The organism is Microbacterium sp. KKR3/1, assembly GCF_021272365.1.
In the GTDB taxonomy this organism is placed as follows: domain Bacteria; phylum Actinomycetota; class Actinomycetes; order Actinomycetales; family Microbacteriaceae; genus Microbacterium; species Microbacterium aurugineum.
Window position 1 is genome coordinate 1,487,755 of record NZ_JAJSDW010000001.1, and the last position, 25,139, is coordinate 1,512,893.

General features: G+C 68.8%; 22 protein-coding genes. 6 read left to right on the forward strand and 16 right to left on the reverse strand.

The window, feature by feature from the left end; genetic code table 11:
- Positions 1-64: 64 nt before the first annotated feature.
- The 7 genes from LVJ59_RS07150 to LVJ59_RS07180 form a co-directional block, all read right to left on the reverse strand.
- Complete coding sequence (locus LVJ59_RS07150) at positions 65-700, reverse strand: response regulator transcription factor (protein WP_047520746.1); 636 nt, start codon at positions 698-700, stop codon at positions 65-67.
- On the reverse strand, positions 697-1,875 hold the full coding sequence (locus LVJ59_RS07155; protein ID WP_232762501.1) for a sensor histidine kinase: 1,179 nt from the start codon (positions 1,873-1,875) through the stop codon (positions 697-699). The genes LVJ59_RS07150 and LVJ59_RS07155 overlap by 4 nt, the downstream gene beginning before the upstream one ends.
- Before the next feature lie 61 nt (positions 1,876-1,936).
- Positions 1,937-2,728 (reverse strand): class I SAM-dependent methyltransferase, encoded by a 792-nt coding sequence (locus tag LVJ59_RS07160; RefSeq protein WP_232762502.1) that lies wholly within the window; start codon positions 2,726-2,728, stop codon positions 1,937-1,939.
- A gap of 35 nt (positions 2,729-2,763) precedes the next feature.
- The gene (locus LVJ59_RS07165) at positions 2,764-3,918 is read right to left on the reverse strand and encodes an AMP-binding protein (protein ID WP_232762503.1); all 1,155 of its coding nucleotides are present in this window, start codon (positions 3,916-3,918) and stop codon (positions 2,764-2,766) included.
- A 13-nt stretch (positions 3,919-3,931) separates the two neighbouring features.
- On the reverse strand, positions 3,932-4,852 hold the full coding sequence (locus tag LVJ59_RS07170; RefSeq protein ID WP_131491783.1) for a 1,4-dihydroxy-2-naphthoyl-CoA synthase: 921 nt from the start codon (positions 4,850-4,852) through the stop codon (positions 3,932-3,934).
- A 47-nt stretch (positions 4,853-4,899) separates the two neighbouring features.
- On the reverse strand, positions 4,900-5,898 hold the full coding sequence (locus LVJ59_RS07175; protein ID WP_232762504.1) for a permease prefix domain 1-containing protein: 999 nt from the start codon (positions 5,896-5,898) through the stop codon (positions 4,900-4,902).
- Position 5,899: 1 nt separating this feature from the next.
- Positions 5,900-6,232 carry a PadR family transcriptional regulator gene (locus LVJ59_RS07180; protein WP_232762505.1) on the reverse strand — a complete coding sequence of 111 codons (333 nt, stop codon included), beginning with the start codon at positions 6,230-6,232 and terminating at the stop codon, positions 5,900-5,902.
- Between the two features lie 129 nt (positions 6,233-6,361).
- Between LVJ59_RS07180 and LVJ59_RS07185 the strand changes: the two genes are divergently transcribed.
- Positions 6,362-7,345: an o-succinylbenzoate synthase gene (locus LVJ59_RS07185; protein ID WP_232762506.1), complete on the forward strand. Its 984-nt coding sequence runs from the start codon at positions 6,362-6,364 to the stop codon at positions 7,343-7,345.
- A 98-nt stretch (positions 7,346-7,443) separates the two neighbouring features.
- On the opposite strand, the gene LVJ59_RS07190 is transcribed toward LVJ59_RS07185, so the two are convergent.
- Positions 7,444-8,067 carry a TetR/AcrR family transcriptional regulator gene (locus LVJ59_RS07190; protein WP_134353058.1) on the reverse strand — a complete coding sequence of 208 codons (624 nt, stop codon included), beginning with the start codon at positions 8,065-8,067 and terminating at the stop codon, positions 7,444-7,446.
- 131 nt (positions 8,068-8,198) lie between these two features.
- On the opposite strand from LVJ59_RS07190, the gene LVJ59_RS07195 reads away from it, so the two are divergent.
- The 3 genes from LVJ59_RS07195 to LVJ59_RS07205 all read left to right on the forward strand — a co-directional run bounded on the left by LVJ59_RS07195 (position 8,199) and on the right by LVJ59_RS07205 (position 13,734).
- Entirely contained in the window at positions 8,199-11,054 is a 2,856-nt protein-coding gene (locus tag LVJ59_RS07195) for an efflux RND transporter permease subunit (RefSeq protein ID WP_232762507.1), read from the forward strand.
- Positions 11,051-13,024, forward strand: a complete 1,974-nt coding sequence (locus tag LVJ59_RS07200; RefSeq protein WP_232762508.1) for a YhgE/Pip family protein — start codon at positions 11,051-11,053, stop codon at positions 13,022-13,024. The genes LVJ59_RS07195 and LVJ59_RS07200 overlap by 4 nt, the downstream gene beginning before the upstream one ends.
- Before the next feature lie 119 nt (positions 13,025-13,143).
- Positions 13,144-13,734 (forward strand): 2'-5' RNA ligase family protein, encoded by a 591-nt coding sequence (locus LVJ59_RS07205; RefSeq protein ID WP_232762509.1) that lies wholly within the window; start codon positions 13,144-13,146, stop codon positions 13,732-13,734.
- Positions 13,735-13,737: 3 nt separating this feature from the next.
- Here LVJ59_RS07205 and LVJ59_RS07210 read toward each other — a convergent pair whose 3' ends face one another.
- Positions 13,738-15,243, reverse strand: a complete 1,506-nt coding sequence (locus LVJ59_RS07210) for a M17 family metallopeptidase (protein WP_232762510.1) — start codon at positions 15,241-15,243, stop codon at positions 13,738-13,740.
- 55 nt (positions 15,244-15,298) lie between these two features.
- The gene (locus LVJ59_RS07215) at positions 15,299-16,960 is read right to left on the reverse strand and encodes an AbgT family transporter (RefSeq protein WP_232762511.1); all 1,662 of its coding nucleotides are present in this window, start codon (positions 16,958-16,960) and stop codon (positions 15,299-15,301) included.
- Between the two features lie 96 nt (positions 16,961-17,056).
- Here LVJ59_RS07215 and LVJ59_RS07220 point away from each other — a divergent pair, with 96 nt between their 5' ends.
- Positions 17,057-18,625 (forward strand): SLC13 family permease, encoded by a 1,569-nt coding sequence (locus LVJ59_RS07220; RefSeq protein ID WP_232762512.1) that lies wholly within the window; start codon positions 17,057-17,059, stop codon positions 18,623-18,625.
- 15 nt (positions 18,626-18,640) lie between these two features.
- Here the strand turns inward: LVJ59_RS07220 and LVJ59_RS07225 are convergent, their stop codons facing one another.
- From LVJ59_RS07225 to LVJ59_RS07250, 6 genes are all read right to left on the reverse strand, one after another.
- The gene (locus LVJ59_RS07225) at positions 18,641-19,276 is read right to left on the reverse strand and encodes a response regulator transcription factor (RefSeq protein WP_232762513.1); all 636 of its coding nucleotides are present in this window, start codon (positions 19,274-19,276) and stop codon (positions 18,641-18,643) included.
- A 145-nt stretch (positions 19,277-19,421) separates the two neighbouring features.
- On the reverse strand, positions 19,422-20,396 hold the full coding sequence (ccsB, locus tag LVJ59_RS07230; protein ID WP_232762514.1) for a c-type cytochrome biogenesis protein CcsB: 975 nt from the start codon (positions 20,394-20,396) through the stop codon (positions 19,422-19,424).
- 4 nt (positions 20,397-20,400) lie between these two features.
- Entirely contained in the window at positions 20,401-22,185 is a 1,785-nt protein-coding gene (locus LVJ59_RS07235) for a cytochrome c biogenesis protein ResB (RefSeq protein WP_232762515.1), read from the reverse strand.
- Between the two features lie 52 nt (positions 22,186-22,237).
- Positions 22,238-23,017 (reverse strand): cytochrome c biogenesis CcdA family protein, encoded by a 780-nt coding sequence (locus LVJ59_RS07240; protein WP_232762516.1) that lies wholly within the window; start codon positions 23,015-23,017, stop codon positions 22,238-22,240.
- Positions 23,018-23,033: 16 nt separating this feature from the next.
- On the reverse strand, positions 23,034-23,684 hold the full coding sequence (locus LVJ59_RS07245) for a TlpA disulfide reductase family protein (RefSeq protein WP_232762517.1): 651 nt from the start codon (positions 23,682-23,684) through the stop codon (positions 23,034-23,036).
- A gap of 62 nt (positions 23,685-23,746) precedes the next feature.
- Positions 23,747-24,151 carry a MerR family transcriptional regulator gene (locus LVJ59_RS07250; RefSeq protein ID WP_047520711.1) on the reverse strand — a complete coding sequence of 135 codons (405 nt, stop codon included), beginning with the start codon at positions 24,149-24,151 and terminating at the stop codon, positions 23,747-23,749.
- Between the two features lie 54 nt (positions 24,152-24,205).
- Between LVJ59_RS07250 and LVJ59_RS07255 the strand changes: the two genes are divergently transcribed.
- Positions 24,206-25,111, forward strand: a complete 906-nt coding sequence (locus LVJ59_RS07255; RefSeq protein ID WP_232762518.1) for an NAD(P)/FAD-dependent oxidoreductase — start codon at positions 24,206-24,208, stop codon at positions 25,109-25,111.
- The last annotated feature ends 28 nt before the right edge of the window (positions 25,112-25,139 follow it).

Below are 25,139 nucleotides of genomic sequence, written 5' to 3' on the forward strand. Positions count from 1 at the left end.
GCGGGTCATCGCCCGGGCGGATCATCCGCGTACATCGCAAGGATGATCCGTGCTCGATCGACGGTCAGGCGAGGCCGTGCTCGAACGCGAAGACCACGAGCTGCACCCGGTCGCGCAGCACGAGCTTGGTGAGGATGCGGCTGATGTGCGTCTTCACCGTCGCCTCGCTGAGGTACTCCCGGCCGGCGATCTCGGCGTTCGACAAGCCGCGTGCCGCGAGCGCGAAGATCTCCTTCTCGCGATCGGTGAGCGTGTCATACTGCGGAGGCACCGGGCGCGGCGCTTCCGCGAAGTGCGCGAAGAGGTCGCGCGTCGCCGCGGCCGCGATCACGCTCGATCCGGAGTGCACCGTGCGGATCGCGGCGAGCAGGAACTCGGGATCGGCGTCCTTGAGCAGGAAGCCGCTCGCACCCTGCCGGATCGCCCGGGCGGCGGCCTCGTCGAGGTCGAACGTGGTGAGCATGACGACGCGTGGAGGCTCCGGACGGGCGAGGATCTCGGCCGTCGCGGTGAGCCCGTCCATGACCGGCATCCGGATGTCCATCAGCACCACGTCCGGCCGCGTCGCCCGCACGACCTCGAGAGCCTCCCGCCCGTCGCCCGCCTCGCCGACCACTTCGAGATCGGGCTGCGAAGCCACGAGCATGCGGATACCGGCACGGAACAGCGCCTGGTCGTCGACGAGCACGACTCTGATCATTCGGCGGCTCCGATCGGAAGCGTGGCATGGACGACGAACTGCGCCCCTCGACGCTCGGCTTGCAGACTACCGCCGACGAGCTGCGCCCGCTCCCGCATCCCGATCACGCCGTGGCCCCCGACACCGACGGCAGCGTCGCGCGACACCGTGTTGCGCACGTCGACGTCGACACGGTCCGCGAGCCACGCGAGGTGGACGTCGACCGCGCCGTCGCCGTGCCGGATCGCGTTCGTGAGCGCCTCCTGCAGGATGCGGTACACCGCGAGCTGGATGGCCCCGGGCGGCTCCCCCGGGGGCATGGGATCGACCGTGACCCGCGGCTCGATCCCCGCCTGCCGGACCTGCGCGAACAGGGCTTCGAGGTCGGCGAGGGTCGGTTGCGGACCGTCGCCCTGCCGGTGTCGGAGCTGCGTGAGCAGCATCCGCACATCGCTCAAGGCTCCGCGCGCGGTCTGCGCGATCGTGCCGAGTGCCTCGGTCGCCATCTCGGGTTTCGCCGCTGCCGCATACCGTGCACCGTCCGCCTGCGCGATGACGACGGCCAGGGAGTGGGCGACGATGTCGTGCATGTCCCGCGCGATGCGCACCCGCTCCTGCTCCTCGATGGCGAGCGATTCGGCCTGCAGCTGCGCCGCACGGGTGCGCCGCGCGCGCAGCACGACCCGCCACAGCAACCCGCACACCCAGGCGAAGCCGAGGGCCATGACCGAGATCACCAGCAGAAGTGTGCCCGTCGTCACCTTCTCCCAGCCGCTGCTCGTGCCGAAGGCGACACCGTTGACGACCACCATGTACAGCGCGGCGATGAGGCCGCCCAGAAGCGCGGACCCGAACCCCCACCAGAGCACACGCCGAGTTCCCCAGGCCGCCGTGGCGTAGAGCACGAGCAGGATCGCGATGTCGATCGGCACCGGCCCGAATCCGGCCAGCATCTGGAGGATCGCGCCCGCCCACGCCGCGGCGAGGGCGAGCCCGGGCGCGAGTCGCCCGATCGCGACACCGCCGAACATCAGGACGGCGGCGAAGACCACGGCCACGACCGCCGCGCCCCCGAGCGCGCTGTTCCCGGTGCCCGGACCGTAGAACACGATCGACATCGGGACGAAGATGAGGAAGAGCAGCGCCGCCCCGACGATGTCGAGGATCAGCGCCGTGCGGGACAGGGGGCGGATCACTCCCCCACGCTACGCGAGGGTCTGGGCGCGGGCATCCGTCGCAGGATGTATCCCCGGCTCGTCAGACGCGGGCGATGATCTCTCCGTGCGGCACGAGGTACCAGCCGTCGCCGTCATCGGCCCAGCGCTTCCAGGCATCGCTGATCTCCTGCAGCTCGGCCCGCGTCGCCAGGTCGCTGTCGACGAGCTGCCGTGCGAGTGCCGACTCGAGGATGCGGTCGGCCCACATCCCGCCCCACCAGGCACGCTCGGACGGAGAGGCGTAGCACCAGGTGGACGCCGTCGCCGTGACCTCTTCGAAGCCCGCGGCGCGCGCCCAGGCCAACAGACGTCGTCCGGCATCGGGCTCCCCGCCGTTCGCCCGCGCGGCTGCCTGGTACAGCGTCAGCCAGCGGTCGAGTTCGGGCAGGATCGGGAACCAGATGAAGCCCGCGTAGTCCGCATCGCGAGCGGCGACGATGCCACCCGGAGCGGTCACTCGGCGCATCTCCCGTAGCGCCTGCACCGGGTCGCCGACATGCTGCAGCACCTGGTGCGCGTGCACGACGTCGAAGGAGGCATCGGGGAAGCTCAGGGCGTGCACGTCCTCGATCGAGAAGGCGAGGTTCGTCAGGCCCCGCTCGCCGGCGAGCTCGCGCGACAGGGACAGTGCGTTCTCATCGATCTCGGTCGCGGTGACGTGGGCGACGATCCCGGCGAAGTCGGCGGTGATGGTGCCCGGCCCCGCCCCGACGTCGAGAAGCCGCGTCGCAGCGGTGAGGTGCGGACGAAGGTAGGCCGCGGAGTTCGCGATGTCGCGCGTGTTGTGCGAGCGGAGGACGGATTCATGATGTCCATGCGTGTACGAGGCCATGCGGTTCAGTCTGGCAGAGCGCAGGGCAGCGACACTCAGTGCAACTCGACGACGGCGCGCCGGATCGCCTCGCGGTCGGGCTTCCCGGACGGGAGGACGTCGATCTCGTCCACGAGGATCAGACGGGCCGGACGTGCGTGCCTGCCGAGCTCGTCTTCGACGGCGTCGCGCGCGTGGGCGAGTTGCTCGGACTCGCTGCGCCGCAGGACCTCGCCGCGGACTGCGACGATCACCGAGGCCTCCCCCCAGCGCTCGTCTTCCACGCCGACCACGACGGCCTCGTGAAGTCCCGCGATCCGACGGACGATGCGCTCCACCCGATCGAGCGAGATGTTGATCCCGCCCGAGACGATCACATTGTCCGCTCTGCCGTGCACGCGCACGATCCCGTCCTCCACCAGGCCCAGGTCGCCGGTGCGGTACCAGCGGATCCCGTGCTCGTCGTGGACGAACGTCCGGGCCGTCAGCGACCCGTCGCCGAGGTACCCTTCGGCGAGCATGGGACCCGCGAGGCGCAGCTCGCCGTCGACCACGCGCACCCCCACGGTGTCGAGCGGCACACCGTCGTAGACGCAACCGCCGCTGGTCTCCGTCGAGCCGTAGGTGCGCACCAGACGCACTCCGAGGTCGGCCGCCCGCTCGCGGAGGGGCTCCGGGAGCGCCTGCCCACCGACGAGGATCGCTCGATACGCCGTGAGCGCGGCACGGACCGCCGTGTCCTCCGCCGCATCGAGCAGCGTCGCGACCTGGGCCGGGACCAGCGAGGTGTAGAGGTCGGGGATGCCCGACGGCGACGAAGGGCGCATCATCTCGAAGGTCGCCTGAGCGAAGGACTCCGGCGAGAAGCGGCCTTCGATCCGCGTCGGCTGGGTGCCGGCGAGGATCGAACGCACGAGCACCTGCAGCCCCGCGACATAGCCGGCGGGGAGGGCGAGCAGCCAGCGTCCGCTGCCGATCCGCGCCGCGGTGGCCTCGGCGCTCGCCCGCAACGCCTCACCGCTGAGCGCGACTCGCTTCGGGATCCCGCTCGACCCGGACGTCGCGATGACGGCCGCGATGCCGTCGGCCACCCCCTCGGGCGCTCCGGCGACCATCCCGAGTCCCAGGGCGGGGCCGCCGTCGAACGCGCGCTCCAGGGCATCCCGCAGCTGTGCCGGGTCTTCGGCATCCGTCGGGATCAGTGCGACCATGCTGCTCTCCGGCTCAGTAGTGCCAGGGGAAGGAAGACCAGTCGGGATCGCGCTTCTCGAGGAACGAGTCGCGGCCCTCGACGGCTTCATCGGTGCCATAGGCCAGGCGGGTCGCCTCCCCGGCGAACACCTGCTGTCCCACCAGACCGTCGTCGACGGCATTGAAGGCGAACTTCAGCATGCGGATCGCCGTGGGCGATTTCGTGAGCACGGTGCGGGCCATCTTCAGCGCTTCGCGTTCGAGTTCGGCGTGCGGGACCACACGGTTCACGGCGCCCATCTCGTACGCGCGCTGCGCGGAGTACTCCTCGGCGAGGAAGAACACCTCACGCGCGAACTTCTGACCGGTCTGGCGGGCCATGTACGCAGACCCGTAGCCGGCGTCGAAGCTGCCGACATCGGCGTCCGTCTGCTTGAAGCGGGCCTCCTCCGCGGATGCGATCGTGAGGTCGCAGACCACGTGCAGCGAGTGCCCGCCTCCGGCTGCCCACCCGGGGACGACGGCGATGACGACCTTGGGCATGAAGCGGATGAGGCGCTGCACCTCGAGGATGTGCAGACGACCGACCGCGGCACGGCTCGCACCGTCGACGACCGCTGTCTCGGCGTCCGAGTACTTGTAGCCGTCACGACCGCGGATGCGCTGGTCGCCACCGGAGCAGAACGCCCAGCCGCCGTCTTTCGGGCTCGGGCCGTTTCCGGTGAGCAGTACCGCGCCAATGCGGGCATCCTGTCGGGCGATGTCGAGAGCACGGTAGAGCTCGTCGACGGTGTGCGGGCGGAACGCGTTGCGCACCTCCGGACGGTTGAAGGCGATGCGTGCGACTCCGCCGTCGTGCGAGACGTGCGCAGTGATGTCGGTGTAGCTCTCGGCCCCGGGCGCGAGCACCCATTCGGCCGGGTCGAAGAGGTCGGAGACGAATGCACTGGTCACGGCATCCAGCCTATTCCTCGGCCCGCTCGGTGCGGGATTCTGTGATGTCAGGCGCGGCGTGCGCGCACCGTCTTGATCCAGCCGTCGACGATGTCCCAGCCGACACCGATCGCGACGCCGAACCCCAGCAGCACGGCGAGGATGCGCAAGACCCCGCCCTCCTCGGCGGATGCCGCCTGTCCCGCGGCGAATCCCTCGCCGCCCGCGGCGGCGATCCGCGCGAGTACATCCGGGTTCACGAGCTGATTCGTGAGCAGGAGGACGACGACCCAGAGAAGGAACGACAGAGCGAGGATCGTGTTCGCCACAGCCAAGCCGGTGGTCCATCTTCCCGTGCGGAACAGCACGACGGCGAAGACGGCCTCCGCGGCGATCAGGAGGAACAGGACGCTGATCCCCCACGGCCACAACTGCGGGTCGACGACCGGCACGACGGTGCCGTCCACGATGACGAAGCCTCGGAAACGGTCCCAGAAGAGGGCACCGACGGCGACCCCGAGGAAGACGAGCGATGCGATCAGATCGCTCCTCCCCGCCGCACCCTTCTCGGCCGGCTCCGGGAGCTGATCGAGATCCCACTTCTCGATCGCCGTCGCGCTGTCGCTCCGGTCGAGAATGACGAACACCAACGTGGTCCAGAAGCAGATGTGGAGGATCGCGCCTCCAGCGGCGAGGATCGACGAGGAGATGATCTCGCCGACCGGAGCGCCCGAGATGGTCTGCCCGAGCGCGACCGCGCCGAGGACACAGACCGGAACGATGATCAGCAGCAGCTTGAGCAGCCGCCACCAGGTCAGGTAGAACCGGGGACCGATGAGGTACAGCGGGCGATCCGCATAGCCGGCGGCGAGGACGCCGGGGTCGCCGAGCTCGGTGAGCACCGCGCGCTCGGCATCCTCCGGTGCGTCGCCCTGGTCCACCCGCGCCTCGATCGCATCGGCGATGGAGGCCTCGAGCTCTGCACGGACGTCGTCCTGGGCGTCGGGACGGAGACTGCGGATCGTGGCACTGATGTACCGCTCCGTGAGCGTGGTCGTCGTGGTCATGTCAGTTCTCCTCTGTCGTGAGAGAGGTGATCGCGGTCGTGAGTGACCGCCATTCGTCGGTGAGGGTGTCGGCCAGGCGGATGCCTGCTTCGGAGGTGCGGTAGAACTTGCGCGGCCTGGCTTCCTCGGTGTTCCACTCGCTCGTGAGGTATTCCTGCTTCTCCAGACGGCGAAGCAGCGGATACAGCGTGTTGGCGTCCGTCGCGAAGCCGCGGCGCTCGAGTTGCTCGAGAAGCGAGTAGCCGTACCCCGGCGTACGCAGCAGCTGCAGGCAGGCGAGCACCACCGTGCCGCGCCTCAGTTCCTGCAGGTGCGTATCGAGCGTCTCGTTCATGTCGAACACATTACTGTGTGTCACACACTATTGGCAATGGCACATCGACAATCGAAGCGCGGTGCCGACCTGACGACTCACCCGGACGACGAACACCGGCCCGCATGCTCCACGGAGCAGAATGGGCACATGATCCCGCCGCTCGCAGACCTGCTCGACTCGGCCAGGGTCGTCGCCCTCCCCCTGCACAGTCGCTTCCGCGGCGTCGATGTGCGCGAAGCGCTCCTCTTCGAAGGACCGGAAGGCTGGGCGGAGTTCTCACCGTTCACCGAGTACGACGACGTCAAGGCCTCGACCTGGCTCGCCGCCGCGATCGACTTCGCCTGGCGCCCCCAGCCTGAACCGCTCCGTGATCGGATCGGCGTGAACGCGACCGTCCCGGCGATCGAGGCCGGCCGCGTGACTGAGCTGCTGTCGCGTTTCCCGGGGTGCCGCACGGCCAAGGTCAAGGTCGCCGAGCCGGGGCAGACCCTCGCCGACGACGTGGCACGCGTCCGGGCGGTGCGCGAGGCGATGGGGCCCGAGGGACGCATCCGGGTCGACGCGAACGGCGCCTGGAACATCGACGAGGCCGAGCACGCGGTGCATGCCCTCGGTGAATACGACCTGGAATACGTCGAGCAACCCTGCGCGACGGTTCCGGAGCTCACGGAACTCCGCACGCGCGTGAAGTACATGGGCATCCCGGTCGCCGCCGATGAGAGTGTGCGGAAGTCCTCCGATCCACTCGCGGTCGCCCGCGCCGGTGCCGCCGACCTCCTCGTGATCAAGGCCCAGCCACTGGGTGGCATCACGCACGCCCTGCAGATCGTCACGGCTGCTGGACTCCCGGTCGTGGTCTCGAGCGCGCTGGACACCGCGATCGGCCTGTCCCAGGGAGCCGCGCTCGCCGCTGCCCTTCCGACGCTGGACTACGACTGCGGGCTCGGCACGGCGTCGCTGTTCCTCGACGACGTGGCCGACCTGCGTCCGGTCGATGGCTCGATCCCCGTCGGACGCGTGACCCCGGACGCCGAAGCACTCAGCCGCCTCGCCGCCTCGGACGAACGCCGCGAATGGTGGCTCGCCCGCCTCGCCCGCTGCCACTACGAGCTGTCCGCCGCCGCGCACTGAACCCGCGCACCGCCGACACGCCAGATCTCGGGCGCTTCCGCGGGCACGGTCCGCCATCTGGCGTGTCGGCCGAGGATTGAACGAGCGGTCCGGGACCGCTACAACTCGATGAACAGCTGCACGAGCCGCCCGAGCTGCTCGCTGCCCGAATGCCGCAGCTGCGCGTCGTCGAGCCCTGCCATCGCACCGCGCACGGTCAGTCCCTCCCAGAGGATCATGAGCATCCGCGCCGCCGTCTCCGCAGGCAGACGCAACTGCAACGGCCCCGCCGATACGATGTCCTCGATGATCTGCGCGATGCTCCCGACCATCTCGCTCTCCTGAACGAGATAGGCCGCGCCGAACTCCGGGTCACGCAGTGCACGGATACGGATCTCGCTCATCAGCATCACGCCGAGGCGGTCATCGCCTCCGAGCTCCATGATCTGCTGGACGAGCTCGATGGGGTCACAGCCCTCGGCGAGCGCGCCGTCCGCGGTCAGCTGCTCGACGCGCGCACGCACCGCGCTCACACGCACCTCGGAGACGCTGGCCGCCAGCATCAGGAAGAGTTCGTCCTTGGATTCGAAGTTCGAGTAGAACGCGCCGCGAGTGAACCCTGCACGCTCGCAGACCGCCTCGACGGAGGCACCGTCGAGTCCGACTTCGGCGAAGACCTGCGCCGCCGCCTCCAGCAGACGGGCACGCGTGTTCTCGCGACTACGGGTTGCGGGTGTCGACATCGAAACCTCCTGACCCTTCACTCTCGCACGATTCACACCCCGCACACAGACTCACCCGTGCGGGTCACCTTACGATACATCTATGTATCGGATACACCTGTGTATCCACCCCGCACCCTTCGGAGGAACGCGTGTCCACACTCCTGTCCTCACTCGGACGTTGGTCGTTCCGTCACCCGTGGCGAGTCCTCGTGTCCTGGCTCCTCGCGCTCGGCATCGCCGGTGCCGGTGCCCTCGTGCTCGGCGCAGGCACGGACAACACGTTCTCCATCCCCGGAACCGAGTCCCAGGCAGGTCTGGAGCAGCTCTCCCGGTCCTTCCCCCAGGTGAGCGGCACGAACGCGCAGTTCATCGTGGTGGCCGCCGACGGCGATCAGGTCACGGATGACGACTACCGCGACCACATCGAAGAGGCCGTCGACGAACTCGCCGACCTCGACGGTGTCCTCGCGGCCACCTCGCCGTACGACGAGATGGTCAGCGGGATGATCAATGACGACGACACCGCGGCGATCGTCCGTGTGCAGTTCGACGGTGAGTCCACGGATGTCTCGGACGACACGAAAGAGGCGCTGCGCACGGTCGTGAGCGACCTGGACTCGGAACTCCCGGACGGCGCACAGACCTCCCTCGGCGGCGACCTCTTCGCGATCTCGATCCCGGGCGTCACGCTCACCGAGGCGGTCGGTCTGCTCATCGCGCTGCTGGTCCTGATCGTCACCTTCCGCTCATTCGTCGTCGCCGGTCTTCCCCTCCTCACGGCGATCCTCGGCGTCGGCATCTCGATGGCAGGCATCTTCACGGCGACGGCCTTCGCCACGGTCTCCTCCACCACACCGCTGCTGGCGCTCATGCTCGGGCTCGCGGTGGGCATCGACTACGCGCTGTTCATCATGGCGCGACATCAGGATCAGGTGCGCGAGGGCGTCGATCCGGAGGAGTCCGCGTCGCGCGCCGTCGGGACGGCTGGCTCCGCCGTGGTGTTCGCGGGCGTCACCGTGCTCATCGCCCTGATCGGACTCGGCTTCGCCGGCATCCCGTTCCTGACGACCATGGGCATCGCCGCCTCGGTCGCCGTCGCAGTCGCGGTCGCGATCGCGGTCACCCTCACCCCCGCGCTCCTCGGATTCATGAAGGGCAGAGTGGTGGGTCGGCCGAAGCGCGCACCGAAGCCCAAGAAGAAGGACGCGAGCGACGACCCCGACAGCGCGCCCGCGGCTCCCGCCCGCGTCAAGGGCAGTGCCCGCTGGGTGAACGGTGTCACCAAGCGCCCCCTCCTCGTCTCCCTCGCCGTGGTGATCGGCCTCGGCATCGTGGCCATCCCCGCCCTCAGCCTGAACCTCGCCCTCCCGAACGCCGGGGTGCTGCCGAAGGACTCGGAAGCGCGTCAGAACTACGACCTCGTCGCTGAGGAATTCGGACCCGGGTTCAACGGCCCGCTGATCCTCACCGGCACGATCGTCACATCCACCGATCCGCTCACCTTGATGGAAGACCTCGGGGACGCCGTCGCGAAGGTGCCCGGCGTCAAGGAAGTCGCCCTCGCGACGCCGAACGAGACCGCTGACACCGGCATCGTCCAGATCATCCCGGAGACGGCGCCGGACGACCCGGCGACCGCCGACCTCGTCCGCGAACTGCGCAGCCATCACGACGAGTGGCTCGACGAATTCGGCATCGACCTCAAGGTCACCGGCTTCACCGCCGTCGGCATCGACATCTCCGATCAGCTCGGCAATGCCCTGTTGCCGTTCGGCATCTTCGTGATCGGCCTCTCCCTCATCCTGCTGACCATCGTGTTCCGCTCGCTGTGGGTGCCGATCACCGCGGCCGCCGGATACCTGCTCTCGATCGTGGCGGCGTTCGGCGTCGTCGGGGCCGTGTTCGAATGGGGCTGGTTCGCCGACCTCCTGCACGTCGCCCGGGTCGGGCCCATCATCAGCTTCATGCCGATCATCCTGATGGGCGTGCTGTTCGGACTCGCGATGGACTACCAGGTCTTCCTCGTCTCGCGCATGCGGGAGGACTTCGTGCACGACCCGGACTCCAAGAGCCGCGACCGGGCGACGCGGCGCGCCGCCGCATTGCGCACCGTTCGCAGCGGGTTCACCGGGTCGGCGAAGGTGGTCACGGCAGCCGGCCTCATCATGTTCGCGGTCTTCGTGGCGTTCGTCCCCGAGGGCGACTCGTCACTGAAACCCATCGCCCTGGGCCTCGCAGCCGGCATCGCGATCGACGCCTTCCTGGTGCGCATGACCCTGATCCCCGCGCTGATGGCGATCCTCGGCGAGCGCGCCTGGGAGCTCCCGGCCTGGTTGGAGAAGATCCTCCCCCGCGTCGACGTCGAGGGCGAGGCGGTGGAACGTGAACGGCACCTCGCTGCCTGGCCGGGAGACGGTTCGATCGTCGCCGCCGACGACCTCGTGCTGACGGAGGCCGGGATCGACGGACTGCACCTCCGGGTCCGTCCGGGCGGAGCGCTGCTGCTGACCGGGAGCTCCGGTGCCGCGTTGCGTGCGCTGGCTCTGACGATCGCCGGACGGGTGACGCCTGACGCGGGCCGCCTCCGGGTGGCGGGGCATCTACTGCCAGGACGCGCCGCCTGGGTGCGCGCACACGTCGGAGCCCTGATCGCGACGGACGCCGGGGTCCCGGCATCCGAACTCTCCGAGGCGCTGCGGGATCGACCCGCGGTGGTCGTGATCGACGGCGTCGAGAGGCTGCCGCCCGCCGCGCGCGATCAGATCGCCGCCCGACTCCGGGATGCGGATGCTGCGACCGCCGTGATCCTCACGACCACCGCGCCCGAGGTCGCGCGCGACCTCCTCGCCGCCGCGGGCCGTCCCGCCCCCGAGCTTCTCTCCGTCGACACCCCCGCCGAGCGTCGACACCCCCTCGAGTCACCGCATCCAGACGGGGGTGCCGACGACGAGCGGGGGCCTCGACCTGAAGACGACACGACGAAAGCCACCGAGGTGACCGCATGACCCTCCCCATCGAGCGCGCCCGCTCCCGCAAACCCATCACGTGGCTCACGATTCTCGGAGTGCTGTTGCTACCTGCCGCGGTCGGCGGCATCCTGGTCGCGGCCCTGCAGAACCCGACCGAGCGTCTGGACTCGATGACCGCGGCGATCGTCAACCTCGACGATCCTGTGACCATCGACGGGCAGGTGACCCCGCTCGGACGCCAGCTCGCCTCGGGCCTGGTCGAAGGATCGGACGACCTGGACTCGAACCTCACCTGGGTCATCTCCAACCAGGACGACGCCACCGACGGACTCGCCGACGGCACCTACCAGGCCGTCATCACGATCCCGGAGGAGTTCTCCGCAGCCGCCACCTCCGCGGGCACCGCGATCTCGGACGGCGGCGGGAGGGCCGAGCAGGCCACGATCACCGTGACCACACCCGACGACGGCCTCGTCGCCGATGACCTCATCACGGGCCAGATCGCCGACGTCGCCGCCTCGACCATGGGCACCATGCTCTCCGAGGCCACGACCGAGAACATCCTGGTCGGCTTCACCACGATCGGCGACCAGATCGGCGAGGCGGCGGATGGTGCGTTGAAGCTCGCGAACGGAGCGCGGGATGCCGCGACCGGAGCCGCCGCGATCCCCGACGGCGCCACCCAACTCGCTTCCGGTGCGGGAGAACTCAGCACCGGCGCATCGTCACTCGCCACGGGACTCGACACGATCGCGGGCAACACGCGGGATGCCGCCGCGGGTGCTGCGCAGATCGGGTCGGGGCTGACAGCCGGGGCATCTCAGCTCCAGTCCGGAGCCGAGGACTCGAAGCAACTGGTCGGCGCGATTCAGAGCGCGTCCTCGTCGGCGCAAGCGGCCGCGAGCGGCTCGGCCGACCTCGCTCAGAAGCTCGGGGCCGCAGCAGCCGCGGCCTGCACGCCCCCGGTCTCGGACCAGGCGGAATGCCAGCAGCTCTCCGACCTGGCCGCGGAGGCAGGAACCGTGGCGACGGACGCCGGCACGGCCTCCGGCATCCTGAACAGCAAGAAGGTCGCCGCCGGAGTCGCGGCCCTTCCGGGGACGTTCTCGACCCTCGCCGGGCAGATGTCCCAAGCCGGCGCCGGTGTCACGCAGCTGTCGTCCGGGCTCACCCAGCTCGCGGATCAGGGCATCAGCGCGTCCGCCACGGGCGCGCGGGGCATCGCCTCCGGAGCCACCCAGCTGTCGACCGGCGCCACCGCCCTCGCCGACGGTGCCACCGAGCTCTCGACCGGGCTCGACACGCTGGCCACCGGTACGGGTGACCTCGCGGGCGGGCTGCGCACGGCCTCCGACTCGCTCCCCTCCTTCAGCGACTCGGAGTCGAAGTCCCTCGCCTCGGTGATCGCCGATCCGGTGTCGTCGAACTCGTCGATGGACACGATCTTCGGCCCGACCGCGATCCCGCTGCTCGCCGCGGTCGTGCTGTGGTTCGGCGGACTCGCGACCTTCCTCGTCATGCGCGCCCACACCGCCCGCACCCTCACCTCACGACGCTCGTCTGCCACGCTCACGCTGCGCGCCTTCGCGCCCGCTGCGCTGATCGGGGCAGGGCAGGGCCTGCTGGTGTCGTTGATCGTGCAGATCGTCGCGAGCTACGACGCCCCCGCCTGGTGGGCCTTCGCCGGCACAGCCGTGCTCGCCGGCGTGGTGTTCGCCGCTGTGAACCAGGCACTCGTCGCACTGTTCGGCGGTGTGGGACGGTGGATCTCGGCGCTCGTCGGTGTGCTCGCGGTCGCCACGGGTCTGATCTCCACCGTGCCCGACTGGCTGGCCGGACTCGGCGCGGTCCTGCCCACCACTCCGGCCTTCGCAGGACTGATCACCGCGAGCGGCTCCGCGGTCGCAGCCCTGGTCGTGTGGGGCGTGCTGTCGCTCGTGGCCACGACCCTCGCCGTCGCCCTCCGACGGACCACTTCGGCGCGGGCGGTCGTCGCCGCGGCCTGAGCACCCTGCGAAAACGGAGACCATCCGCTCCCGGCCCGGCGCGTCGACTCATGACGCGCCGGGCCGGAGTGTTTCGATCTCGGTTTTCGCATCCCCTCGACGAGACCTAGGCTCTCCGCATGCGCCGACCGTTCATGAGCACCCCCGACCAACTGGAGAGCCTGAACGGTCAGCAGTACCTCGTACTCCGGCCGACCGCGGACGTCGCAGCGACCTACCGGGAGATCCAGAGCACCGCACTCGCGCGTCTGGGCATGCCGCTGCGACACCCGCACACGGAGCACGTCACCCTCCGAGGCTTCTTCGAACCGGAGCGGCGAGAGGAACTCGGCGAGCTGGTCCGCGCGTGGGCCACGCAGCAGTCGCCCATCGAGATCATCGGCGAAGCCGTCGACGAGTTCCCCACGCCCTGGCAGATCCTGGTCGTCCGTCTCGCACGCACGACGTCACTCGTCTCCGCATACTCGTCGCTGACCGATGCGCTGGATCGCACGGATCTTCGTCGCATCGGAGAACTCGCCCTCGAGGAGTGGACGTTCCATCTGTCCGTGCTCTACGGCAAGACGCTCGACGCGGCCGCGTGGGACCGCGTCGTCCAGGAGGAGGCCTGCTCCCTCACGCCACAGCCTGCCGAAGTCGTGCGCGAAGCCGAACTGGTCTGGTACCAGGACGGCGCCGAGCACGCCGAGGTGATCCCCCTCGGCGGCTGAGGCTCACGAGGTCGGCGTGAAGCTCCGGGCCGCCTCCAACAGCAGTCGCGCACCGAAGCCGGTGGCACCCGCGGTGCGCCAGGAGTCGTCCTTCTCGGTCTGCATCGTCCCGGCGATGTCGATGTGCGCCCACGGCGTCTCGCCCACGAAGTGCTGCAAGAACAGCGCCGCCGTCGTGGCTCCGGCGAACGGGCCACCGAGGTTCGCGATGTCGGCGATGTCCGAGTCGAGTTGCTTGCGATACTTCCGCTCGAGCGGCAGCTGCCACACGGGCTCGTCGGCGAGCGCCGCGGCCTCACGCACCCGGTCGACCATCGTCTGGTCGTTGCCGAAGACCGGCGCGGTCGCGGAGCCGAGGGAGACCAATGCGGCACCGGTGAGTGTGGCGATGTCGACGATCGCGTCCACCCCGTCCTCGGTCGCGAGCACGAGGGCATCGCTCATCACCAGACGCCCTTCGGCATCGGTGTTCTTCACCTCGATCGTGGTGCCGCCGCGCGCCGTGAGCACGTCACCGAGTTTGTACGCGGTACCGGACGGCATGTTGTCGGTGCACATCAGCCAGCCCGAGACCTTGGTCGAGACTCCGGCGTCGCGCAGCCCGACGAAGGCACCGAGCACAGCCGCAGCACCGCCCATGTCCATCTTCATGAGCAGATGCATCGGGTCGCTGGGTTTGAGGCTGATGCCACCCGAGTCGTACATGATGCCCTTGCCCACCAGGCCGAGGTGGCCGGAGCCCCCACCCTCGGGCGTGTAGACGAGCTTGATCATGCGCGGCTCCTCCACGGATCCCTGATTGACGCCGAGCAGACCCCCGCAGCCGAGATCGATGAGCGCCTGCTTGTCGAACAGCTCGACCTCGAATCCGAAACGCGCTCCGAGTTCCACCGCGATCTCGCCCATGTTCACCGCCGTCAGGTGACCGGGAGGGGTGTTCGCCAGATCGCGGGCGACGACACCGGCGCGGGCAGTCGTGCGTGCGACCTCAAGTGGCCCGCCGTCCGCGCCCGGCACATCCACGGTGAACGCGGCGAGCGGGACGTGCTTCGACGACGCGTTCAGCACCGTGTACCGGTAGCGCGCGAGGAGTGCCCCTTCGGCGAGCGCTCGCACAGCCTCGCCTGCCTCCACCCCCGCGAGGTCGCCGATCCGCAGCCCCAGGGTCGCCCGACGGGGGACGGCGCGAGCGAGAGCAGCCGCTGCATCGCGAAGGCCACGCGGCCCGACATCCACACGATCGCCCAGACCGACGGCGACGAGATCAGGCTGACCCGCACGCGGCAGCACCAGCGAGGTCCCCGGCTCAGCAGTGAACCCCGCATCCTCCAGGCCGGCGCGGTCGAACCCGAGCTCACCCGGAACGTCCCCGTCGGTGTACACCCCGACTCCGATCGCCTCGACGTCGGAGGCGAGCTCACCGACCCGGAGATCCACGGCGTCCACGGCATCCAGCCCGGGCGTGGTCTTCAGATCGGCGGGGATCAACTTGTTGGGTCTGCGGTCCATGGGGTCTGCTCCTTCTGTGCGGTTGTTCGGATACGTCGTCCGCCGGCGATGTCGGTCAGCCGGCGATGTCGACCGGTGAGCCCGGGCCCCAGGGGATGCCGAGGAGGAACCAGACCACGTACAGCGCCGTCCAGGAGAGCAGCATCCACACCGCATACGGGATCATCAGGGCGATGATCGTGCCGATACCCGCCTCCTTCTTGTAACGCTGCGCCACGGTGACCATGAACGGCAGGTAGACCATCAGCGGCGTGAGCACGTTCACGGGCGAGTCCCCCACCCGGTAGGCGGCGAGGAGCGTCTGCGGTGCCACGTCGAGCGACGCGAAGATCGGGATGAACACCGGCGCGAAGATCACCCACTTGGGCACGAGTCCCGGGAGGATGAAGTCCAGGATCACGATCACGACGATGAACGCGAGCAGCAGGACGATGGCGGGGACACTCGCCTGCTCCAGCAGCTCGGCGGCCGAGACCGCGGCGACGGTCGGGAGATTGGTCCAGTTGAACAGCGCGATGAACTGGGCGATCATCAGGAACATCACCAGCAGACCGCCCAGACTCGCGAACGTCTTGGCGATCGCACGGACGGTGGCCGTTCCGCCTCGCAGCGTCCTCGCCCCCGCGCCGTAGGCGACGCCGCACACCAGGAAGGCGAGGGAGATGAGGAACACCAGGCTGGCCATGAAGGGCGTCGTGCCGATGATCGCGCCGGTCTCCGGGTCGCGCAACGGTGCGCCGGGTGGCAGGGTCAGCGCGAGGACCAGGGCGACGAACCCCAGCAGCGCCCAGAACGAGAACTTCAGCCCGCGGGCCTCGGCATCGTGGTCGACGCCTTCGGCCTCATCCGCGATCGTCATGTCTCTGCGGTCGTAGGAGCCCAGACGTTTCTCGGTGACGAACACCGTCACCAGGAGCGCCACCGTGGCGAGCAGGAAGGTCGACACGATCCCGAAGTAGAAGTTCTGCGTCACCTCGATCGGCTGCATCCCGGCGCTCACGAGCACCTCATTGGTGATCTCGGTGAGCATGCTGTCGCTGGGCGTGATCAGGAGATTCGCCCCGAAGGCCGCGCCGACACCGGCGAATGCCCCGGCGAGACCGGCCAGCGGATGCCGCCCGACGGTGAGGAAGGCTGCGGCGGCGAGCGGCACGAGGATCAGGTAGCCGGCATCCGTCGCCACCGACGACAGCACACCGACGAAGATCAGGATGAACGCGAGCCAACGGCGTGGGGCCACTTTCACGACGCGACGGATCATCGCGCCCATCAACCCCGCGTGCTCTGCCACACCGACGCCCGCCATCGCGATGAGCACGACGGCGACCACACCGAAGCCCGCGAAGTTGTCGACGAAGGAGGAGAAGAAGAAGCGGATCCCGTCGATCGAGAGCAGGTTGCGCACCTCGAAGGTGCGCTCCTCGATCGTGTAGTCGGGAATCTCGGCGGGCATCCCGGTGGTGGTGTCATAGACCTGCCAGTTGCCACCGAACTGCTCGTTGACCTGGGAGAACTCTTCTTTCGGAACGGGGATCACGACATCGTCGGTGACCGACACCCCGATCCACGCGAGGATCGCGGAGAGCACGGCGATGAGGCCGATCAGGTAGACGAACATGATCGTCGGATCCGGCACCTTGTTGCCGACCTTCTCGATCCAGTTCAGGAACCCTTTGTCCCCGGCATCGGGGGTGCTCGACGACTTCTCCGTAGCCATAGCCCCCATGATCCTGTCGAGCGAGAAGCTCCCACAAGACCACCCCCTAGAACTAGGGGGGTCGCCGCGATGCGAGCGTCGCCCTATCGTGGGGCCGTGGACCCGATCATCGCGACGTTCGTCATCCTGCTCTGCGCAGTGATCGCGTTCGTCTCGAATCGCATCCCGCTCGGCGTCGTGGCCGTCGGGGTCTCGGTCGCCCTCTACCTGACCGGGGTGCTCGATCTGACCTCCGCCCTTGCCGGGTTCGGTGATCCGACCGTGCTCTTCATCGCCTCCCTGTTCGTGGTGAGCGAGGCTCTGGAGTCGACGGGCATCATCGCCTGGGCCGGACAGGAGGTCGTGGCCCGCTCCGGAACCGGCCGCGCGCGCCTGCTCCTCACGATCGGGCTGCTGGCCGCCGTGATGACCGCGGTCATCAGCGTGAACGGGTCGGTGGCCGCGCTCCTGCCCCTCGTCGTGGTCGTCGCGGCGCGCGCCGGGATACGCCCGTCTCAGATGCTGATGCCGCTCGCGTTCTCCGCGCACGCCGGCTCGATGCTCGCTCTCACCGGCACACCGGTCAACATCATCGTGTCCGAGGTCGCCGCAGACAGCGGCGCCCGCCCGTTCGGATTCTTCGAGTTCGCCCTCGCCGGGCTTCCGCTTCTGGTCGGGACGCTGGCCATCATCCTGCTGCTCGGCAACCGGCTGCTGCCCGAACGGACCCCGGCGTCGGCACCGATCGATCTCGAACGCCTCGCCTCGACGTTGCGATCCGACTACGCGATCTCCCACGACCGGGCCTTGGTGTCGGCGTCGCGAGGGGTCGCCGAGGTCGTGGTGCCGCCGCGATCCTCGTTGATCGGCCTGCATGTCTTCCCCGGCATGTGCACGCCGTCAGGCGATCTCGTCGTGCTCGGAGTGCGACGAGGGCAGGAGGCACTCGACGAGTCGGGCACCGACCTGCAGGCCGGAGACGCCCTGCTCCTCGACGGGTCCTGGGACGACCTGCACCGACACACCTCGAAGCGCGACGAGGTACTGGTCGTCGATGCGCCGCTCACCCTGCGCCGCTCGGTCCCGCTCGGAGTCGGTGCCAAGCGTACGGCCGTGATCCTGCTCGCGATGATCGTCCTGCTCGCGACCGGCATCGTGCCCGCCGCGATTGCGGGGCTCCTCGCAGCCGGTGCCCTGATCCTGACGAGGGTGGTGTCGATCACCCGGGCGTACCGGGCGATCTCCTGGACGACGGTCATCCTGGTCGCCGGCATGATCCCGCTCTCGACCGCGTTCCAGGAGACCGGTGCCGCGCAGCTCATCGCCGACGGCCTGCGCTCGTTCCTGGGCACGGCCGGCCCGCACGCCGCCGTCGCCGTGATCGTGCTCATCACGCTGGTGCTCGGGCAGCTCATCAGCAACACCGCGACCGTGCTCATCGTGGCCCCCGTAGCGGTCGCTCTCGCCGCCGCGATGGAGGCGTCGGTGCTGCCGTTCCTGATGGCCCTCACGATCGCGGGTGCAGCCTCGTTCCTCACCCCGGTCGCGACGCCGGCGAACCTGATGGTGATGGAACCCGGCGGCTACCGCTTCGGCGACTACGCGCGCTTCGGCTGGCCCCTGATGATCCTGTTCTTCGTGGTCGCCGTCTTCTACGTCCCGCTGATCTGGCCGTTCGCGGTCTGACCGCCTCACGCAGGATCAGCTGGGCTGCAGGACCAGTCCGTCCTCCACCGCGCGCCGGAACAGGTCGACCTTCGTCGGCGCCGCCCGATCGACCGCGGTGTACTTCGCTCGGATCCGACGGATGTGATCGAGCACGGTCTCCCGCGACAGGAACAGGGTCTGGGCGACCCGCTCGGCGGTCTGGCCGGACGCGTACAGCGACAGAACCTCGGACTCGCGGGGGCTGAGATGCGCAGCGACGAACCGGCGGTCCGCATCGAGCGCGGCCGCCCATTCGGTCGTCGCCACGACCTGCCCCTGAGCAGCGCGTCGCACCGACGCGGTGATGACCTCGAGCGAGTCCGACTTCGCGATCATCCCCGAGGCACCCGCGCGCACCGCCTCGCGGAGCCGTTGCGACTCGTCCCCCGAGGTGTACGCGAGGATGCTCGCCGCGAGGCACTGGAGCTTCCGGATGTTCTCCGCCGGAGTCGAACCGTCGGAGAGGGCGAGGTCGAGCAGGACCACATCGAGTCTCCGTGCATGGCGCGCAACCTCGTTCGCGGTCGCACCGCTGGCTGCGACCCGGATACCGCCGCTGCGGTTGAGGATGGTCACGATCCCGAACAGCATCGCGGGATGATCTTCAACGATTCCGACGAGGACGGGCATGTGGGACTCCTGCCGTGGGCGCGCTCCCTTGCGATGAGCATACAACTGCGCATCGGCGCACCGGATGGCAAATACTCCGGACGCACGAGACCCGTCCGCGCGGATGCTGCCGCGGACGGGTCTCGGTGTCGTTACGAGAGTCGGGTCAGCTCAGACCGGAGTACGCGTGCAGGCCCTTGAAGAACACGTTCACGATCGTGAAGTTGAAGATCACGGCGGAGAAGCCCACGATCGCCAGCCACGCCGACGGATTGCCTCGCCAGCCGCGGGTCGCACGGGCATGGATGTAGCCGGCATAGAGGACCCAGATCACGAACGTCCAGGTCTCTTTCACGTCGAAGCCCCAGAAACGACTCCAGGCGTAGTACGCCCAGATCGACCCGGCGATGAGGGTGAACGTCCAGAGGATGAAGCCGATGATCGTGAACATGTACGCCAGGCTCTCCAGGCGTACCGCGTTGGGGAAGGTCCGGAGGAAGCCGGGACCGGTCTTCGTGGCGCCTTCGCCGACGAGTCTCTCGCGACGCGACTGCATGAGCTGGATCACCGAGAGCGCGAACGCGAGGGCGAAGAAGGCCGTCGCGAGGGAGGCCACGAACACGTGGATGACGAGCCACACGCTCTTCAGCGGGTCCATCAACGGAGAGACATCGACGTAGAAGTTCGTCGCTCCCAGGCCGAGCAGCACGACGACGAGGCCTGTGATGAAAGTGCCGAGGAACCGCAGGTCGATGCGGGTGAGCACCACGAGGTACACCGCGATGATGAGCAACGTGCCCATCATCGCGAATTCGTACAGGTTCGCCCACGGCACGCGCCCCGCCGCGATGCCGCGGGTGACGGTGGCGGCGAGCTGGAAGAGGAATCCGAGCACCGTCAGCGAGGTGCCGATCCGCGCCATCACGAATCGCTGCGGGGCGGCGACCGCACCGGAGGCCTCGCTGGATGCCGGGACGCTCCCCCCAGAGGCTCCGACGAGCACCTGCTCGCGGACGGTGAGCGCGTCGGCCGTCGCCTGCGAGCGCCGTGCGAGATCGAAGGCGTAGGCCACGAAGGCCGCCGCGTAGATCGCGATCGCCGTCCAGAGCAGGACCGGCGAGATCACGTTGAGCTCGAGCATGGTGTCAGTCTACTTTCCGGGTTTCGGGCGCCGGGGTCTCCGGCTCGGCGGACTCGTCCGCGGTGTCATCGATCGGGGAGCGCGCCGTGGTTCCTCCGGCCGCGTCGAGCAGTCGGGTGTGCCCTGCGACGAGGTCGTCCACGGCGGCAGCGAGAGTCGGGTCCTCGCCACGGGCGAGTGCGGCGTACTCCAGAGCGATCTCGCCGTCGCGTGCGGTGGCCTTGACCCAGACGCGTCGACGGGGCACGAACAGGGCGATCATGAGACCGCCGAGGGCGAGCAGCGCGAAGCCGAGGACCCAGACGCCGGACTCGTCACGGTGGATCTGCAGCGAGGCGAAGCGCTTCACCGACTGCGAGGCGTCCGTCGCACCCGCGGGAGAGTCGTCCTCGAAGGTGACCGAACCGAGGCCGTTCGGCAGCTGCGCGGTCTGTCCGGGGGTGAGTTCGATCGACTCGACGTCCGTGGTGCGGCCGGTGAGCTTGGTCATCCCCGTGGTGTCGAGCACGTAGACCGAGCGCGGCACGCCCTCGTTGATGCCCAAGTCGCCGGTGTACACGTCGAGCGTCAGCGTCGGGTTGGTGAGGTCGCCGTACGCGGAGAAGAACGCACCGGTGTCGAGCACACCCGTCGTCGGATAGAAGAACCCGACCAGGCCGACCTGCTCGGCGAGTCCGTCCGGCACCTTGAGAACTCCGAGGGAGGTCATGCTGGTGTCCTGCGGGAGGAAAGGTGTGCTGCCCGTGAAGACGACCTTGCCCTCGGGATCACGCACGGTCACGGTCGGCGCGTAGCCGTTGCCGAGCAGGAACACGTCGTCGTCGGCGACCGCGAGCGGCTCGTTCACCTTGACCGCGCCGGTGCGCTCCCCACCGTTCTCCTGCACGGTCACGTTCGCCGAGAAGTCGCCCGCCTGCCCGGAACCCGGCTCGCCGAACGGCTGATACGTCACGTCGAACGAGTCGAGGCGCATCGAGTACGGAGCGAACGCATCGTCGCCCACGAACCGACCGCGGTTCATCGAGTCGTAGTCGAGGAGCGTGTTCGCGAAAGTCTCGCCCTCGACGAGCACGCGCTGACCTGTGTACGAGAACCCGCCGCCGATGCCGACCGTGACGAGCACGCCCACGAGCGCGAGGTGGAACAGGAGGTTGCCGGTCTCACGCCAGTATCCGCGCTCCGCGGAGACCGAGAACGTGCGGCCCCGGTCGTAGCGTTCGACCCGGTAGCCGAGTGCCTTGAGCTGTTTCGTCGCGACATCTATCGATGCGGCGGCCTCGGCGTCGGCATCACCGGTCTTCGTCCCGGAGTCCGCAGAGGGGTCTCGCGTCACCGCACGGTAGTCCTCGAGGCGCTGCAGCCGTGCCGGAGTGCGCGGCGGACGTGCGCGCAGCGCCTTCGCATGGTGCTTGATGCGCGGGATCACACAGCCGACGAGCGAAGCGAACAGCAGCAGGTAGATCGCCGAGAACCACGGCGACAGGTACACGTCGAACATCTTGAGTCCGTCGAGCACCGGGAACAGGTCGGGGTTCTCGCGCTCCCACTGCGTGACGCCGTTCGGGTCGGCCATCCGCTGCGGGAAGATCGAACCGGGGATCGCCGCGATCGCGAGCACGAGCAGCAGGATGAGAGCCGTGCGCATCGAGGTCAGCTGTCGCCACCCCCACCGCAGCCAACCCACGAACCCGAGCCGCGGCTGGGTGATCGTGTCGTCGCCGTCGACGTGGTCGGACGGGCGGAGCGGGTCGCTGGAGTCGCTGTTCACGGCACCCTTGTTCTCGGTCATGGTGTTCTCTGTGCGGGGGTTCTTCTCGGGGCTGGTGGATTTCGCGGCGCGATCAGAGCGGGAGGATGACACTGCCGATCACCGCCATCAGCCGGGACATGATCTCGGTCCACAGGCCCGTGGCCATCAGGACGCCGAGGACGATCAGCATCACTCCGCCGATGACGTTCACCGTGCGGATGTGACGACGGAGGAAGCCGACTGCCTTCGTCGCCCACCCGAACCCGAGCGCGACGAGGAGGAACGGGATACCGAGTCCGAGCGAGTAGGCGAGGCCCAGGAAGCCCGCACGCACCGGATCTCCGGCATTGAAGGAGAGGGCGATGATGGCGGCGAGCGTCGGCCCCATGCACGGGGCCCAGCCGATGCCGAGGGCGATGCCGAGCAGCGGGGCTCCGACGATGCCGGCCCGCGAGTCGACGTGGAAGCGGAACTCCTTCTGCGCGAACCCGAACAGGCCCAGGAACACCAATCCCATCCCGATGATGACCACGCCCAGGATGCGGGTGATCAGGTCACCCCACTGCAGGAGGAAGACACCCACCGTTCCACCGAGCACCGTGTAGGCGATGAAGACGATCGTGAAGCCGAGGATGAACAGCAGCACGCCCATCACGAGACGACCGCGGGTCGCCGTCGCCTGAGTCGCCGTCTGCGCCCCCGCACCGGCGACCGTGGAAGACCGGGGCGCGACCGCACCGCCCAGGAACCCGAGGTAACCGGGGACCAGCGGGAGGACGCACGGGGACAGGAACGAGACGAGTCCCGCGAGCATCGCGACCGGAATCGCGAGCCAGAGGGCTCCGGAGCCGATGATCGCGTCGGGGTTCACAACGCTCCCGAGGTGCTCACGAGTCCTCCGCGAGCGCGTCCTTGACCAGCGTGGAGAGGATCGACGGGCCGTCGATCGGACCGATGATCTTGGCGGCGACACGACCCTGCTTGTCGAGGACGAGTGTGGTGGGTGTGGCCGCGATCGGCACGACCTTGGCGAACGCCAACTTGGCCTCAGCGGTGTCGACGTCGATCAGACTCGGGTAGGTGATGTCGTACTCTTCGGCGAACGCGACGGCGGTGTCGGCCTGATCGCGGGTGTTGATGCCCACGAAAGACACATCCTCGTCGGCGAACTTCTGCCACACGGCCTCCAGGTCGGCGGCTTCGAGGCGGCACGGCGCGCAGCCGGCGTACCAGAAGTTGACCACCGTGACCTGTCCGGCGACGTCTGCGCTGTCGAACTTCTCACCGGTCTCGGTGACACCGCCGAACTCCACGGGTTCGCCGCGGTCGGCGGCGGGAATCTCGACGATCGCGCCGTCGGCCGCGACATAGCCGGTGTTCTCGCCGTTCAGGAACGATTCACTCACCGGATCGGGAGCGCACGCGCTCAGACCGATGGCGAGCACCGCAGCGAGCGCGGCACCGACCGCACGACGCGAGCGCCGGGTGCGGGAGGAGCGGCCGCTGCGGATCGGACGGACCGTCGAATCGCTTGGCACGACTCCGAGTTTACGCAGAGCTTCCTATGCGCGAGATGGAAACGGAGGCCTTCGACGAAGCCTCAGAACCGCGCCAGGACGTCGTCCACACCGGCGCGGAAACGAGGGCACGTGGCGATGTCGTGCGCGCGACACCCCATCGCGTGCTCGGTCATCTCCCGCGATCGGCGCATCTCCTCCATGCGCCGATCGATGTCGTCCAGGTGCTGCTGCAGCACCTGGTGCCTTCCGGCGCTCCCGTCGTCGAGCAGCACCGCGATCTGCTCGAGGCTCATCCCCGCGGCCTTGCTGCGCTGGATCACGGCGATCCGCACGACCTCGTCCTCGCCATATCGTCGCCGCCCGGCGGAGTCGCGGGGAGGGGTGAGCAGCCCGACCGACTCCCAGTGCCGCAACACATTCGTCGGTAGATCGAACCGGGTGGCGACGTCGCCCACGGACCAGGGATGCTCGGCGCTTGACTTCATGTTGACATGAAGTCACAGACTGTGCGGGAAAGCAACCTCCACGGAAGGATTCCCATGTACGACGCCATCGTGATCGGCGCAGGCCCGGCAGGGCTGCAGGCCGCCCTGACCCTCGGTCGGATGCACCGCTCGGCACTGCTGCTGGACTCGGGCGAGTACCGCAACGGCACCGTGCTGCACATGCACAACATGATCGGTGCAGACGGCACTCCCCCTGCCGAGTTCCGAGCGAAGGCCCGAGACGAGCTCTCGGCCTACGCCGACGTGGAGATCCGCGAGGGTGCCGCCACCGGGATCTCCGGATCCGAGGATGCGTTCACCGTGACGCTCGCCGACGGATCGACCGTCGAGGGGCGACGGGTCATCCTGGCCACCGGCGTCGCCGACGATCTGCCCGTCGTCCCCGGGTTGCAGGACCTGTGGGGCACCCTCGCGTTCAGCTGCCCCTTCTGCGACGGTCACGAGCATGCAGGCAGGTCGATCGGCATCGTGGGTGCCGCCCCTCGCGCCGGCCATCTGATCGGGCTGCTCGGGCGCATCGTCGAGGACATCACGGTGTTCCCGATCGCCGAGACGTTCACGGACGAGGAACGCATTTCCCTCGAGGGGGACGGAGTGCGGATCAGCGCCGCTCCGCTGGCATCCGTCGAGAGGCACGACGACGGGGTACGGATCGTCGCCGGTTCCGAGGAGTCCGTCGTCGCGGGCGTCTTCGTGGCGTCCGGCACGATGCGGCAGCGGGCGCCCTTCGCCGCAGATCTCGGCGTGCGGATGCTCGAGTCCGGTGCGATCGAGATCGATGAATTCGGCCGCACCTCGCTCCCCGGGGTCTTCGCCGCGGGCGACCTCGCGCACCGCGCCTCGCTCCCCGGCCCGATGGCGTCCGTCCTGCTGGCGGCCGGCGCCGGTCAGCTCGCAGCCGTCGGCATCATCCAGTCACTTCTGGCTGCCGAGCACTGACCTCGGCTTTCGAATCGCGCAACTGGCC

What these genes read in the sequence shown, in the direction of transcription:
- LVJ59_RS07150 (WP_047520746.1), bottom strand. Translation starts at nt 700, where the DNA reads ATGATCAGAGTCGTGCTCGTCGACGACCAGGCGCTGTTCCGTGCCGGT.
- LVJ59_RS07160 (WP_232762502.1), bottom strand. Translation starts at nt 2,728, where the DNA reads ATGGCCTCGTACACGCATGGACATCATGAATCCGTCCTCCGCTCGCAC.
- LVJ59_RS07165 (WP_232762503.1), bottom strand. Translation starts at nt 3,918, where the DNA reads ATGGTCGCACTGATCCCGACGGATGCCGAAGACCCGGCACAGCTGCGG.
- LVJ59_RS07175 (WP_232762504.1), bottom strand. Translation starts at nt 5,898, where the DNA reads ATGACCACGACGACCACGCTCACGGAGCGGTACATCAGTGCCACGATC.
- LVJ59_RS07180 (WP_232762505.1), bottom strand. Translation starts at nt 6,232, where the DNA reads ATGAACGAGACGCTCGATACGCACCTGCAGGAACTGAGGCGCGGCACG.
- LVJ59_RS07185 (WP_232762506.1), top strand. Translation starts at nt 6,362, where the DNA reads ATGATCCCGCCGCTCGCAGACCTGCTCGACTCGGCCAGGGTCGTCGCC.
- LVJ59_RS07190 (WP_134353058.1), bottom strand. Translation starts at nt 8,067, where the DNA reads ATGTCGACACCCGCAACCCGTAGTCGCGAGAACACGCGTGCCCGTCTG.
- LVJ59_RS07200 (WP_232762508.1), top strand. Translation starts at nt 11,051, where the DNA reads ATGACCCTCCCCATCGAGCGCGCCCGCTCCCGCAAACCCATCACGTGG.
- LVJ59_RS07205 (WP_232762509.1), top strand. Translation starts at nt 13,144, where the DNA reads ATGCGCCGACCGTTCATGAGCACCCCCGACCAACTGGAGAGCCTGAAC.
- LVJ59_RS07210 (WP_232762510.1), bottom strand. Translation starts at nt 15,243, where the DNA reads ATGGACCGCAGACCCAACAAGTTGATCCCCGCCGATCTGAAGACCACG.
- LVJ59_RS07215 (WP_232762511.1), bottom strand. Translation starts at nt 16,960, where the DNA reads ATGGCTACGGAGAAGTCGTCGAGCACCCCCGATGCCGGGGACAAAGGG.
- LVJ59_RS07225 (WP_232762513.1), bottom strand. Translation starts at nt 19,276, where the DNA reads ATGCCCGTCCTCGTCGGAATCGTTGAAGATCATCCCGCGATGCTGTTC.
- ccsB (WP_232762514.1), bottom strand. Translation starts at nt 20,396, where the DNA reads ATGCTCGAGCTCAACGTGATCTCGCCGGTCCTGCTCTGGACGGCGATC.
- LVJ59_RS07235 (WP_232762515.1), bottom strand. Translation starts at nt 22,185, where the DNA reads ATGACCGAGAACAAGGGTGCCGTGAACAGCGACTCCAGCGACCCGCTC.
- LVJ59_RS07250 (WP_047520711.1), bottom strand. Translation starts at nt 24,151, where the DNA reads ATGAAGTCAAGCGCCGAGCATCCCTGGTCCGTGGGCGACGTCGCCACC.
- LVJ59_RS07255 (WP_232762518.1), top strand. Translation starts at nt 24,206, where the DNA reads ATGTACGACGCCATCGTGATCGGCGCAGGCCCGGCAGGGCTGCAGGCC.